Here is a 13,255-nt window from a genome sequence, read left to right on the forward strand (position 1 = left end):
GTATTTGGATTCTAAAATGTCTAGTAAAGCGTTTAGAAAAATTATATTTCTCTTAGCGTGCTGCATCCTTGCTAACAGTTATGCTTCCGAATCTTTTTTGATCGAAAGCAAACAAGCAAAGGTCGTCATTACTAAGGAAGATGTGGAGTCTGAGTTCAAGGCAAATAAACCTCAACATAGCTCCCAAGGAACGGGTAGCACGAAGTACATTACCGATCTAATCAATGAGTTGTATCGCCGTAAGGTGCTAGCTAATCTTGCGTTGAGCGAAGGCCTGAATAACGACAACATTGTCCGCCTAAGGCTTAAGAGGGCGGAGGAGTCGGTTCTTGCGGAGGCTGCAATCGAATCTCAGCGGCATAAACTTCTGCAAGAATCACCAAATTTCGAGAAACTAGCCGAGGAGCGTTATCACGCAAATCCCGAAAAATTTTGGAAATCTGAAACCGTTCAGGTTAGACACATCCTCCTCAAAACGAATAATAATAAAGATTCTTTAGATTCTGCGCTAAAGGAGGCGGAAAAACTACTTGAAGAACTCGAAGAGGGAGCTATATTCTCTAATATCGCAGAACAACGCTCCGATGACCCATCTACCGCAAATCAAGGTGGATTGCTAGATCCTTTTGCCAAAGGTCGAATGGTACCAGCTTTCGAACAGGTTGCATTTAACCTACAGGCTGTAGGAGAAATTAGCAATCCAGTGGTCACCGAATACGGTGTCCATCTTATTCAACTTGTTGAAAAAATTCCGGCTCAGGAAAAAACGTTCGAGGAAGTCAAGGAACCTTTAATCTCTTCTTTACGTAAGGAGTGGTTAGAGAAATCACAGCAGCGTTGGATTGACAGTGTTTCCGGTCCAGATTCAGCCGAGATTAACATTGATGCATTGGAGAAAACATTACAGGAACTGACTGGAGACCATACTTTATAGGTTTACCAAGCTTCACTCTCCATAGACTTGTGATGGCCGCATAGCGGTGATGTCTCTTGATCAACGATCTAACGCACCATCGTCCTATTCCACTGGCTAAAATTTAATGCTTTTTCGCAATATTCTGCTATCATCTCTCCTTTTAATCCCAATCCTGTTTGGTGCACACTTAGCGTTTAGCGCCGACACACGCCCTTTCTCTCAAAGCGAAGACCTCGTATTAAAAGCTTATCTTGCATATTACGGAAGACCGGCCGATCCCGCTGGCCTCGCATTTTGGAGTCAACAGCTTGATGCTGCTGGGGGTGACCTCACAGCTATTATTCAGGCTTTTGGCGAATCACAAGAGTTCCAAGAGCGCTATGGCGCCTTGTCTAACGAAGAACTTGTCACAGGTCTATTTGATCAGCTTTTTGGCCGTCGTGTAGAGCCTGAAGGTCTTAATTTTTACCTTGATCAGCTCGCTTCTGACAAAGCCAGTCTACAGACGATCGCCTTGGACGTTGTCTTTGGTGCAGTAAACGAAGATGCCGAGACAGTAACGAACCGCCTCGAGGTTGCGCGTTACTACATCACGGAAATTGAAAAGCTCCCGAGTAGTTGGCCGGAGATACCGGCGGAAGTTCTCGTAGAATTAGTCAGCCCCGTCAGTAGTGATCCAGAGACCATTGGCCCCGCGCTAACCGCTACTGGAGAGCTTGCTAGGAATTTTGCTTCCTATAAACACGTCTTATTCAAGACCACGGAAAAAGCGGCTAGCTGTTACTACTCTGAAATCTCGATATCAAATATCGATGACGAAAATGTGACTGTTCGTTGCATAAGTACAATCGAATTCTCTGATGCTGTACTTGAGCAAGCACTTGAGGGTCGGTCGTTTCAACTCAACGGCAAGACCTATACTATTGGGGATGGGAACCTCCGGCTTGATCTGCTCCCATGAGCGAAACGGGAGATGATAGCCTTTCTGCACATGCTGAAAGCTGGCGGAACAACACTACGATTCTTGCTCGAGGAAGCGTACAAAGAAACGTTGGCTACTGATTATGACGACATCCCAATGTCGAATCGACCAGAGCATGTTTTTCGCAGACGACAACGATTGCAAGAACTTCGATCCCGTGGGCTAAATCAAAAGACTAAAATCGTTTTTGGTCACTTCGTATTATCAAAATATCAAGGGTTAAATCAGAAGATTCGGTTCGCGACTATGCTTCGTAACCCCACGGAGCGAATTGTTTCTCATTATTTTCACTACCTTCGAAATATCGGTAATAGCCGAAACGAGCGACTTCCCGACGGCATCAGATTGGAAGAGTTTGCAATGATGCCGAAATATCGTGATATATACCCTTATATGCTCGGTGGTCTTAATGTTAATGACCTGGATTATATTGGAATTACCGAGGAATTCGAAGCGAGTGTCGCCTTGTTTTTCAAGATATTTCAGCACGAATGTGAGGATGAAATCCTAAAAAAAGTTTCTGAGCTTCGACTCAATCGGGCCAGCGAATATGAGAATGCAACTGCTTATCTCCGTGAACAGGGATTGCTCAACGAGGTCAGCTGGGCACAGCGGGAGAATGAGAAGATTTACTCACAGGCTAAGAGACGCTTTGAGACCTTATGTAATAAGCATGGGGTTTGATGTTACACAGCTCCGATGATCATCAATCACAGCCTCAAGTTCATCTTCCTGCATGTGCCTAAGACGGCGGGAACCTCTGTCACTTCCTGGCTCAGTGAGTACACCGGCTGGAATGATATTGAACTCGGCGGTACTCACTACGGCGAACAGATTCAAGCCATCTATGGGCAGCGGTTTAAGCTGCACAAGCACTCCCCTGCTAGCCAAGTCAAAACGATCGTCGGTTCGGACATCTGGAATAGCTACTATAAGTTTGCGATTGTCCGGCATCCACTCGACCGACTGGTATCGGCCTTTTACTTCTATCAGGAATGGGATCACCCAGGTGTTGCTCCAGCAAAGGAGTGTAAGGATCTCAGTGAGTTTCTGAACTCTGCCTATTTCGACAAAGATCGCCGCAACTGTACCCGTTCGACGGGCTCCCAAGCTCAGTTCCTAGAAAGCTCACAAGATGAGCCTTTGGACAAGGTTTGTCGCTTTGAAGCCCTCGCTGATGACATGGCAGAGGTAGCCGAGCATCTGCGCATCGACCCTCCGCATCTACCGCACACTAATCCGAGTAAGCGTGGAGCCTATCAGGCATATTTCACCTCAGAGACGCGCGCTCTTGCGGAAACGCTCTATGCCGACGACTTTCGCTCCTTTGGCTATCGGTGAGCCTGAGGTGCCAGTCGAAGAGCGACCTGGACGACAATGATCCAATTCCAGGCTCGTCTCGGGACATGGCTCTTCGCCTCTGTCCTGTTAATAGGTATTGCGCTCGCCTTTCTGACGATCGATGTTCCCGAGCAAGATAGAGGGCCTAATCCTATTTGGTTCGAGGATGCAACCACGGAAGTAGTTATTCCGCCTTACCAAGGCCAAAGCTATGGCGCAGCCTGGGGCGATGCTAATGGCGATGGGCGCCCCGATCTTTGGGCGAGCGGCCATAGCCCTCAACGCCTGTTAATCAACTTGGGGGATGGGCGGCTCGTCGATCAAACCGAAGCGCAGGTCTCTCCCATCCGTTATTCGGATCGACATGCTGCCGCCTGGGCCGATTTCGACAATGATGGCGATGAAGATCTCATCCAGGTCTCCGGTGCCGGTCGAGGCGAAGCCGAGGATCCCAATGCGCTGTATCTGAATGACGACGGCATGCTGCGAGATAGTGCAGCTCAGTTTGGTGTCGACGCCGGGCGTATGCGCACGCGCTCACCCTTGTGGCTCGATCTGGACGCCGATGGTTGGTTGGACCTGATCATCACTGCGGCTGCCCGTCCGGACGCACCGCCGTCGTTGTTTCGCTGGGATCCAGAGCAAGAGCAGTATCCGCGACAGCCTTTGGAATTCCTGCACGCCTCGGAAATCGCCAATCTGAGCCAGTTGGGAGAGCCGGGCATCCAACATCTGGTCACGGGCCCTCCGCATGCGCTGTTCGTTCACGAGGCGCGCGAGGGTGAGCTGATTGACGTTAGTGCCGAGTTGGGTCTGACCGAACTGCCTGGTCACTCGGTCGCTGACCTGCTGATCGCCGATCTCGACAATGATCTGGCGCTTGATCTTGTGTACGTACGAGGCTTCATTGCGCCGAGCGTTGCGCAACCCGGTCCAGACCTTATATCTGCGCGGCTACAAGCCGATGCCGATCGCAACGTCCTGCTCCGTTTTCGCGGCCCTGACCAACTTAGCGTCCAGCCCTATCCACGCGGACGCCACTGGTGGGACAAGGGTCAACTCTTTATTGGAGAGACCGGACACCCACCCGCCGAGATGCCCGTTCAGCTCTCTGCGCAAGACCCAGCGGTCGCGGGTCTGACCGAGGGCGAGGCCGGTCTCTTCCTAGGCTACGACAAGGATGCACGGGAATGGCGCGTGGAGCTGCGCGCAACGCGCTGGAATTCCGTCAACCTGGAGCTTCGTGGCGATGCTTCCATCGAGGATCTGGAGGTCGAGGGCTTCGATCCCTCGCTGCGCGCCCTGCCGCAGTTCGTGCAGTGGAACAGGCTGGGTCAAGGGTTCGGCCCAGCACGCGCACTAGACATTGAGGGCGACAACTGTCTCGCCGGTGCCAGTGGCGACTTCGACAATGATATGGATATCGACCTTTATCTCGTCTGCAGCGACTATCTGGGGAATCGTTCCAATATCCTGCTTGAGAACCTCGGCAATCGCCGCTTCCGCCGCGTACCATTCGCTGGGGGCGCGGCTGGCAGCAGCGTCGGGCTCGGCGAATCCGTCGCGGTCGCGGATTACGATCTCGATGGCTTCCTCGATCTATTCGTGCGCAACGGCCACGAACTCCCACCCTTCGCGAATGGACCGGATCAACTCTTTCGCAATCGGGGCAACGCCAACCATTGGGTACAGATGGATCTGGTTGGAACTGAGTCGAATCGCAACGGCATCGGTGCTCGGGTCGTCATCACCGCCGGCGGCGTCAGCCAGGTTCGCATCATGGACAACGGCAGCCACGGGCGAGTCCAAGACTTCCGGCGCCTGCACGTCGGCCTGGGTCCGCACCCGCACATCGAGCGCGTTCGCATCGAATGGCCATCTGGCAACGTGACCGAGCATCAAAACCTGCAAGCCGACCGCATTTGGCGCTTCGTCGAGAACGGCGGGGCAAGCGCATTGTCGCTCTGAACGGGTCGATGTCGTGCTCGTACTACTTGCGTGCGATGAACAAGAGTTGTTCCGGCCCCAAATAGCCAAATTTACGCGACCAGAGCGCGACCACATAGGCGTCGCGAAAGCCGACAGCACGACAGGTGTCGAGCAGATCCCAGCCGAAATGATAGAAACATAGGCAGCCGGCATCGCTCAAGGGATCGCCATGGTATTCCGGCGCTAACAGGTGCTCAATCTCCCCCTGGGCATCGAGACGGGCTCTGATCGTGGTCTCAGCATGGGCGGAGATGAACGGCGCGGAAAACAACAGCACACCGTCGGCACGCAGCACCCGATGCAGTTCAGCGAGGGCCTGTTGATAGCCCGGCACATGCTCGAGCACATCGAATGACAGGATGTATTGAAAGGTCTCGATCGGGAACGAGAGCGCGGTCAAGGTCTCGTTGCGAACAGCATCCTCGCGCTGAGTCCCAAATGGGATCGTTTTGCCGAGATATTCACTGCCGCTGACGTTGGCGTAATGCTTGGCCAACCACCGATACAGCGGCGTCACCTGCTTGGTGATATAGATCGGATCATCTACTCGCGGGCGACAATGATGGCGAAAGACATGGATGGCCGCTCGCATCCGGTTATTGAGCCCACAGGGACAAACGAGGCGTTCACGCCAGTTCGGTTGTCCGCTCGCCCTCGCGTTTGGCGTGCCCTGGTAATCGACGCGCAAGTCGACGAATTGTTCGCAGGGATCGCAATAGCCGTGGATATGAAAACGCTCGCCGGCTTGCTTGCAGGCTTCGGTCACACGCTGACGCTCAGCGATCATATCGGCGCTGCGGGACCGATACTGCTCGTAGCTCGCTCGATCGCGGAATTCCAATAAGGTTGGCCCTGATGGACGTTGGGACGCGGTCGTGCCGAAGCGGTTCTTGATCCTACCCACCAGGCGTGGCATCGACTGATGGAAGCGTCCGAGGGTCTCGGCGATGTCAGGTTTATTATTCATCAGTCGGGTTATTCTCTGCGCGGTGATCCCTCATTTCAGGATAAGTGTCGCCTGCCCCAGTTAACCTTCTTAAGAATTGTTTGGGGCGAGAGGAGGATAGGACGACGGAGCGTCCTTTCACTTTGCTTCTTCCAGGGACATTGGTGTTGCTTGATGTACCGGGAACAGGCGCGGATTGGCAGCGGCGTTGGTCTTGCTCGGCAAGATCTCACCTGTTCCGCGCTGTGGGCCGCTAATCTTCTTCTCGCTCGCTTGTCCAAGCACCTGCATTTCCGGCGACCCATTGGCATCGGGATGGATGCTGACACGATAGACTTGGGCGTTCTCTGGCAGCCGACGGGCATTGTACTGTCGGCTTGGTTCGCTCGGCGAACTCCCTAACGCTTGTCCCTGCATACCAAAAGAGACGGCCTCCCAGCCCCACGACTCATTGTTGCGCTCATTGGATTCGGCAACGCTGTTCAAATCATCCACCCACAAGGCCATCAAGTAGCGGCCTGGCGCTACCCAGTCGACGGAAAAATTGAGCGGGCTGCTCCCATCGCGATACACAGACTCGCCCGGTGCGAGCGGGAAGGGTGTGGTCTCGTAAGCGAGGTAGAGATCGTCACCGTTACCGAGCACATCGTCGGCGCTCAGCATCAAGTTGACGTCCCAGCCGCCGCTGGCGGTACCGGCCCCCTGATTCACGATCTCGTAAGTCAGGCTACCGGCGCCGAACTGCCACTCCGCATACCAGCTATCGATGACGAGGTCTGGTAGCGAACTCTCGATCTGCACTTGGTCGCCGAAAGAGACATTGTCGTCTTCATTCGATTCGATGACGCTGTCTAAATCATCGACCCAAACAGCCATGAGGTAAGTGCCTGGGGCTAGGGTATCTGGAAACTGGAACTGCAATGCATTCGCAGCGTCTCGGTAAGCCGATCCGCCTGGCTGCAAATCAAAGGGGATGGGCTCATAGATGACAAAGATATCGTCGCCGGTAATCCGCTCGTCAAGAGAGAGCATCAGATTGACGTAGGCCCCCGCAGGCGCGACCCTAGTGCCGGTGTTAGCGATTTCAAACTCCAGCGTTCCCGCTCCTCCAGGACGTGGATCATAGTTCGCCGACCAGGTCAGAACCTCGAGATTGGGCAAATCGAGCGCTGGTGGGGGTGGTGGTGGATCGACCGGATCGAGCGGCGACTCGTCATTGGGTCTATCTTCGACGCTGTATGCAGCCATGAATACACGCGGGTCTGAAACGGCGCTGTAGGGAAGCCAGAAGTAACCGCCGTCGCCCCAGTTTGTACCCCAGGAGTTGATCACGCGGAAGGCTCCACCATAGCGGTCATCGTCGTAGCCCGTGATGGCTACCGCATGTCCGCCTTGGGGGTTGCCCGAGAAATTATTGTAGACGGCATCTGGACCACTGAGCGTGTTCAAGGACGGGTAAGTCTCGATGCCGAGCAAGACCGGCCGCCGATTCGCGAGCTGCGCTTTCATGTCGGCCACTGTGCGCAGCGTTCCCCACGATTGGATGCGGAAGTTGTTGGCCTGGCGCAGTGCCTCGGCGCTGGGTTGCGTACGGCACTCCTGATCGGTGTAGGGCATCTTGTCCATGGTGGCTGCACCGACCGTCGAGAGCCGGCTGAGTGCCTCGTGCGGATAGGATCCCTCACATCCGGGTAGCGCGATGGCATTAAAGATGAACGCTGGGCTAAACACATGCTCGCGGCGGCTGAGATCCCAGCCGATCTCGCGTTTCTCGAAGTAGCTTTTGATCGCGTAGCCTGTGGCCCAGCCGACGCAACTGCCCTGCCCTCCCTGATTGCCCGGGATGGGAAAGTTTGCGCTCAGGTCAACGGCACGCGGGATCGTCGGCTCCGATCCCGGTGCGCCGAGCAAGTGACCCCAAGGGCGCACGATGTTGAAGCTCGCATAGGTCGCCGCATCCACCTCTTCGGCCCCGGTGCCCTTGTCCTCAGTCGCGGCGGAAATGCGGATAACGAGGCTCGCCGGTTCACTGAAGAGTTGGCCGTCGGAGACGTTATAGCGGACCTCAACCGTCTCCGAGCTGCCATCGAGCGTGAGGTAGAGACGCCCCGATTGGCTGCCGACATAGGCATCTGTATAGCCTGCACCATTGGCCGGAGACAAGAGCTGGAAGCTGACGATGTCGTTATCTGGATCGAAGCCAATCAGTTGAGCCTCGACGTACAGGATGCCTTCATTGGCAACGAACGAGAGCGGTCCCGCGTAAGGTGGCTGGTTACCCGCAACATCGGCGAGGCCATCGATTCCAGCCCGAGCGTCGGCAAGACTCTCGGGCGCACTGCTCACGGCACTGAGCACGCTGACGGCCACCGGAATCGTTGGATAGTCGAAAACGCCTTGCTCTAGGCAAGAGACAAAGTACTCTGAGGCGGCCAGACGGTTGGCAACCACCGCGACATCGTCGCCTTGCACACCGTAGATGATGTTGAGCGCGATCGTCTGCAGGGTCATTCGCCCTGCTGCGAGTTCTTCGGTATAGAACGCCAATCCAGCCGCGTCGGGGTCACGCCCGAAGAGTTGACGGTAGAGATTCTCGATCAGCGACCGGTTATCCAGCATGGCGTAGCGATCATTGAATTCCGCAGAGGCCCCGAAGGGCTCAATGATCACGGAGAGATCGCCACCGCCTGCTGCCAGTTGTTCAGCCCAATAGGCTAGACCACCGGCGTCGGCCGCGCGTCCGTAGTAAGCGATATAGGCGCGCATCACCTCGCGCTCCTGCGCATCAAACTGCCGTGGCGTACACAAATCGGCACTGGCTGTAGGCGGCCAACAGCACAGCAGGATCTGGCACGAAATAAAAACCACCGCTGCCGCCCAAGGTTTGATGCTGCTCATACCAGATCCCCTCGTTTGAAATCGTCTAGAATCGCCCCCGCTCAGGTAGTGTAGTTTATCCTGGTCAGTTGGTTATGGTTGGCACCCGTCTCGAGGGGGAGCTGATGGTGCGCGGCGCCATGGCGCTCTTTCACCCGCGCATCATGCTCAAGACGGCTGTCAGGCCCCTGGGCAGCGACCGGCGAAGTGCTCGTCCAGCCCGCATCGCTTGCCGTGCGCGCTTAGACAGATGCCAGCCTGCCTGTCGACCTCGCCACCGGTGATTGCGCAGTAGATTTGGGCATCGCTCTCGTAGCCGGTGATCTTGATGCCACCTTCAGGACAGTCGCCGCGCAGCAATGCCCATTCCTCGCACTGGCGATTGTCCTCGAACACACAGACACCATACTGGCCGCCATCGGGGCGCGTACGAATGTCCAGCGTCCCGCCAAGCTTGGTGCAGTTCACCGATGCGGGGTTCGCCAAGCCCTGCTTAGTTGGGGCGCTTGGTGGTGGTGTCGGCGATGGTGCTGAAGTCGCCAGCGCGTTTGCCAAACGCGCATCCGTGGATGGAACAGCGTCGCAGGCGAGCATCGAGCCGGTGAGGCCAAGCGCTGCGATCAGCGTCACGAGGCGTTTTCTAGCATGAAACAGGGTCATTGGTTGCAAAGACATCCGACTGCAAAAGGGCCTCTCACCCTAAGTATGTTGTCTCTGTTCTACAAGATGATTCCGATAGAATCCCTTAAAGTATCCAATCCAGCTTTTCGTTAACGCCAGCTAGGGTGACCTCGGTCTCCCAGATTGCCGCACCCTCTGGGGTGAGAAACTGCACCGTATAGTCACCTGATGGCAGCTCAAGCTGATAGCCACCCGAACGCATTGAGTAGGCTTCATAAAGGCCATCGGCACCGATCGCTCGGATTAACACCTCATCGACCCCCTCACCAGGGGTGTAGAAGGCATCACCGTCCAAGTCCTGATAGATTACACCAGTGAGAAAATCCTGGGTAGATTGGCGACTGGCATAATCGTTCACCAACATCATCGCATGATAGCTTTGGAAGTCCCCTGTCAGAATGCCAACACCGATCTCGCGGAACTCCGGATTCAGATAATTGACCCGATGGCCACGACCAGCGATGCCCTCATCGATAAACAGCGCATCGTGCAATTCCAGTACCCAATTGGAAAGCAGGCCGGTATCGTCCAACGGGGCGGCACTGCCTTTCCAGGCAATATTCTCCCCATAAGTTTGCCAATCGGTGTAGCCAGCGGTCTCGATACGATCCCCCGCCGTCGAGTTGCCCGCGCCGGTGTGGCTGAAACGATCGGTCTCCAGCATCCAGCCTGAATGCTCGCGCGCGGCCTCGGTGAGTGCTGGATTGAATGCCAAGGGCTGGCGTGGTGCTGCGGAGAGGGTGCCCTCGGGAAGACCTTCGTTCAATTCGATGCCCAAGCGGGAGGCATCCTCTGCTGGCGCGGCCCGCATCTGATTGATGAGTTCAAGATGGTACTGCTCCAAGTCGGTCGGCTCAATGGCAGCGGGTGGCTCAATCTCTTGCGGCAGCGCATCGACCAAGGCATTCAAGGCGATTTGACCCTGGTTCAAGCTATCAGGTGTTGGGCCAATCAAGCCCAGCGCTGCCACCGCCGCATCAATGCTCTCGAACGTGTAGAGCCGACCTTCGATTTCGAGCCGAGCGGTAAAGGCTTCGGCTGCGAGAAGCTTGTTGGAGACGATCTGAGCATCCGCGCCCGTGGCCCCATCCCAGATATTCTTCGCAATGCTGGCCAGCGTCATACGGCCGTTGGCGAGTTCACCAAGATAGAAGTCTAAACCGGCGTCATCAGCTGCCCTGTTGAACGTCTGCTGATAGAAGGCATCGATCAACGCTGCATCGGATATCGTGCCGTAGCGTTGTAGGTACTCGTCCGAGTAGCCGAAGGCGTCGACGATGGCATCCAGATTGCCGCCAACCGCGTCCCATTGTTCGGCCCAATAAGTGACTCCAGCCGGATCGCCTGGACGCCCATAGTAGGCGATGTACATGGACTGAATTTGCTCGATGGCTTGCTGGCTTGGCATGGGATGCAGCTCCATATAGAAATTCTTGAATATTAGAGTAGCTTGATACGATCGCCCTGATGGTGGAGGCTATCCAATGTGGATGACGGCAAGGCATTCATGGTTTGCAGATGGCGCGCGCGAATCGCCGCTTCCGAGGGTCGCCTCAGCCGCCAACGCAGATACTCGGCATCGAACAGCAGCTTATAGGGCACGAAATAATTCAGCAATAGAAATTCTAGCTCGGCCAACGTCGCCACTCGCGCATCGCCGAGGCCATGACCAGCAAGGTGGCGGGCCGGTGAATCGCCGAGGATGCTTACCGGTCGCTCCATCAGCATCGCCTCGACGGCGACGCTGGAGTTCAGTGTCAGCAGCCGTTCACAGCGACTGACGAAGGCCGCCGAATCCGGTGAATCATCGATACGAAGATCCCCGCCTGGAGACAGATGCGCGCCCGGATGGGGTCGGATCAAGAGATCTCCGCGTTCATACCTTTCCCGCGCGTACTGAATCAGCAGCCACATATCGAAGCCGTTGCCATAGGCCAGAACATTCGAATCATCCTCGACCTGCAGCGGGATACCCAGCCGCGCGTCGATAGCCGCCGGTGTTGGGTCCGGCAGCGGATAAAGCCGCAAGGCGGCGCGCAGCGCGGGAATATCGGCAAACGCATTCGCCAAGGGCGCACTCGCCCGCCAGCGAGCGGCCGCCTCAGTGTGACCGTTGACGCCGTTGAAATCCAAGTAGCCAAGCGGTCGGTACCAGGGCGTGCGCAAGGGGCCGAGTTCGCCATGCAACAGCGGCAGGCCGAGGCGCGTGGCTGCCTCGCTCAGGCTAGCATAGTTGCACCAGGTCAGCAGCGCCTCGCAGGGTTCGTGGCAGCTCAGCCTCTCGACCTGCTGGCAGATCAGATCCACGAGTGCGTCGTCAACCTCGGTGATCAGATGACGCCAGACCAGGGTATCGGAAAGACACCGAGCCTTCAGCCGCTGATAGAGCTGATCCGGGATCAGCCCCCTGGCGAAGCCATCGGCTTCGGCATGGGTTGGGACACGAAACCCGAGTTCGGGATTCACCGGCGCATGGCAGTCGAAGCGGCCCATGCGCCGATAGTGCTCAGGATCGACGAAATAGTCATCGCTGGCGATGAAGGCCACCTGATCCGCACCGAGATCGCCCATCTGCTTGAAGGCCACCCAGAGGAAAGGTGCACGCAGCCCGCGCAGCGGAAACGGATAGAGAAAGGAAATGAACATGGCTAGAATACGCGGCTGGCTTCCGCAGGAGCATTCGTGAAGAGACAGCAGCATTGGCTCATCGCCCAGTTCCGACAAGGCTTCAACGCGCACAATCGCGAACGCGCCGCGCGGGATCTGCGCGAGGGCTTCCGCCACGTCGAACTCTGGGGCGTGCTCGGCCTCCATGATATTCGCCAGCGCTACCGTCGTTCCAAGATCGGCCCGTTCTGGATCACGCTCTCGATGGGGATCTTCATCGGCGCGCTGGGGCTGGTCTATGGCAAGATTTTCGGTCGCGCCCTGGATTCCTATATCACCTACCTGGCTGCAGGTTTCCTGGTCTGGAGTTTCATGTCCACGACCATCCTTGATGGCGCGCGGGTCTTTCTGCGCTCCGGGGGCATGATCAAGCAGCTCACGGCGCCGCTGTCAGTGTATGTGTTGCGGATGGTCTGGGAAAATCTGATCATCTTCTTCCACAATATCTGGATCTTCATCGGCCTGGCCATCTGGTTCGGCATCGGCTTCGGCTGGGTGACGCTGCTGGCCGTGCCGGGCTTGTTGCTGCTGCTCGTCAACGGGCTCTGGGTCGGTCTGTTGCTCGGCCTGCTGAGTGCACGCTTTCGGGACATCCCGCTGATGCTGCAAAGCAGCATGCAGCTGATCTTCTTCCTAACCCCGATCATCTGGGAGCCGGGCATGCTACCAGGGCGCCCTCTGCTGCTCTCCGGCAATCCGTTCTACCATTTTCTCGAGCTGGTGCGCGCGCCGCTACTCGGCCAACCACCGAGTCTGGAAAACCTGCTCGTTGCGCTCGCGGTCACCTTGGTCGGCTGGGCGGTGGCCTTCGCCTTCTTCGCGGTCTACCGCTGGCGCATCCCGTATTGGGTCTAAA

Annotated in this window: 11 protein-coding genes; 6 read left to right on the plus strand and 5 right to left on the minus strand. The window is 56.2% G+C overall.

All coding sequences use genetic code 11. The features are described from left to right. Positions 1 to 16: 16 nt before the first annotated feature. The 5 genes from AC54T3_RS01010 (at position 17) to AC54T3_RS01030 (ending at position 5,207) form a co-directional block, all read left to right on the plus strand. On the plus strand, positions 17 to 934 hold the full coding sequence (locus tag AC54T3_RS01010) for a peptidylprolyl isomerase (protein ID WP_496621610.1): 918 nt from the start codon (positions 17 to 19) through the stop codon (positions 932 to 934). Positions 935 to 1,040: 106 nt separating this feature from the next. Next, a complete protein-coding gene (locus AC54T3_RS01015; protein WP_496621611.1) occupies positions 1,041 to 1,877 on the plus strand; it encodes a DUF4214 domain-containing protein in 837 nt (278 codons plus the stop codon). A gap of 12 nt (positions 1,878 to 1,889) precedes the next feature. Then, positions 1,890 to 2,582, plus strand: coding sequence for a hypothetical protein (locus tag AC54T3_RS01020; protein ID WP_496621612.1), 693 nt, complete (start codon positions 1,890 to 1,892; stop codon positions 2,580 to 2,582). Positions 2,583 to 2,597: 15 nt separating this feature from the next. Further along, positions 2,598 to 3,239, plus strand: coding sequence for a sulfotransferase family 2 domain-containing protein (locus AC54T3_RS01025; RefSeq protein ID WP_496621613.1), 642 nt, complete (start codon positions 2,598 to 2,600; stop codon positions 3,237 to 3,239). 36 nt (positions 3,240 to 3,275) lie between these two features. After that, positions 3,276 to 5,207: a CRTAC1 family protein gene (locus tag AC54T3_RS01030; RefSeq protein WP_496621614.1), complete on the plus strand. Its 1,932-nt coding sequence runs from the start codon at positions 3,276 to 3,278 to the stop codon at positions 5,205 to 5,207. 22 nt (positions 5,208 to 5,229) lie between these two features. Here the strand turns inward: AC54T3_RS01030 and AC54T3_RS01035 are convergent, their stop codons facing one another. The 5 genes from AC54T3_RS01035 to AC54T3_RS01055 form a co-directional block, all read right to left on the minus strand. Beyond that, entirely contained in the window at positions 5,230 to 6,195 is a 966-nt protein-coding gene (locus tag AC54T3_RS01035) for a class I SAM-dependent methyltransferase (RefSeq protein WP_496621615.1), read from the minus strand. Between the two features lie 117 nt (positions 6,196 to 6,312). Then, the gene (locus AC54T3_RS01040) at positions 6,313 to 9,072 is read right to left on the minus strand and encodes a C1 family peptidase (RefSeq protein WP_496621616.1); all 2,760 of its coding nucleotides are present in this window, start codon (positions 9,070 to 9,072) and stop codon (positions 6,313 to 6,315) included. Positions 9,073 to 9,231: 159 nt separating this feature from the next. Then, a complete protein-coding gene (locus AC54T3_RS01045) occupies positions 9,232 to 9,726 on the minus strand; it encodes a putative hemolysin (protein WP_496621617.1) in 495 nt (164 codons plus the stop codon). Positions 9,727 to 9,796: 70 nt separating this feature from the next. Further along, a complete protein-coding gene (locus AC54T3_RS01050) occupies positions 9,797 to 11,155 on the minus strand; it encodes a DUF4214 domain-containing protein (RefSeq protein WP_496621618.1) in 1,359 nt (452 codons plus the stop codon). 17 nt (positions 11,156 to 11,172) lie between these two features. Further along, positions 11,173 to 12,378, minus strand: coding sequence for a GT99 family glycosyltransferase N-terminal domain-containing protein (locus AC54T3_RS01055; RefSeq protein ID WP_496621619.1), 1,206 nt, complete (start codon positions 12,376 to 12,378; stop codon positions 11,173 to 11,175). 36 nt (positions 12,379 to 12,414) lie between these two features. Between AC54T3_RS01055 and AC54T3_RS01060 the strand changes: the two genes are divergently transcribed. Beyond that, positions 12,415 to 13,254, plus strand: a complete 840-nt coding sequence (locus tag AC54T3_RS01060; RefSeq protein ID WP_496621620.1) for an ABC transporter permease — start codon at positions 12,415 to 12,417, stop codon at positions 13,252 to 13,254. Position 13,255 lies beyond the last annotated feature (1 nt).

Source organism: Halochromatium sp. NSM3, assembly GCF_059621085.1.

What these genes read in the sequence shown, in the direction of transcription:
- AC54T3_RS01010 (WP_496621610.1), top strand. Translation starts at nt 17, where the DNA reads ATGTCTAGTAAAGCGTTTAGAAAAATTATATTTCTCTTAGCGTGCTGC.
- AC54T3_RS01015 (WP_496621611.1), top strand. Translation starts at nt 1,041, where the DNA reads ATGCTTTTTCGCAATATTCTGCTATCATCTCTCCTTTTAATCCCAATC.
- AC54T3_RS01020 (WP_496621612.1), top strand. Translation starts at nt 1,890, where the DNA reads ATGATAGCCTTTCTGCACATGCTGAAAGCTGGCGGAACAACACTACGA.
- AC54T3_RS01025 (WP_496621613.1), top strand. Translation starts at nt 2,598, where the DNA reads ATGATCATCAATCACAGCCTCAAGTTCATCTTCCTGCATGTGCCTAAG.
- AC54T3_RS01030 (WP_496621614.1), top strand. Translation starts at nt 3,276, where the DNA reads ATGATCCAATTCCAGGCTCGTCTCGGGACATGGCTCTTCGCCTCTGTC.
- AC54T3_RS01035 (WP_496621615.1), bottom strand. Translation starts at nt 6,195, where the DNA reads ATGAATAATAAACCTGACATCGCCGAGACCCTCGGACGCTTCCATCAG.
- AC54T3_RS01040 (WP_496621616.1), bottom strand. Translation starts at nt 9,072, where the DNA reads ATGAGCAGCATCAAACCTTGGGCGGCAGCGGTGGTTTTTATTTCGTGC.
- AC54T3_RS01045 (WP_496621617.1), bottom strand. Translation starts at nt 9,726, where the DNA reads ATGTCTTTGCAACCAATGACCCTGTTTCATGCTAGAAAACGCCTCGTG.
- AC54T3_RS01050 (WP_496621618.1), bottom strand. Translation starts at nt 11,155, where the DNA reads ATGGAGCTGCATCCCATGCCAAGCCAGCAAGCCATCGAGCAAATTCAG.
- AC54T3_RS01055 (WP_496621619.1), bottom strand. Translation starts at nt 12,378, where the DNA reads ATGTTCATTTCCTTTCTCTATCCGTTTCCGCTGCGCGGGCTGCGTGCA.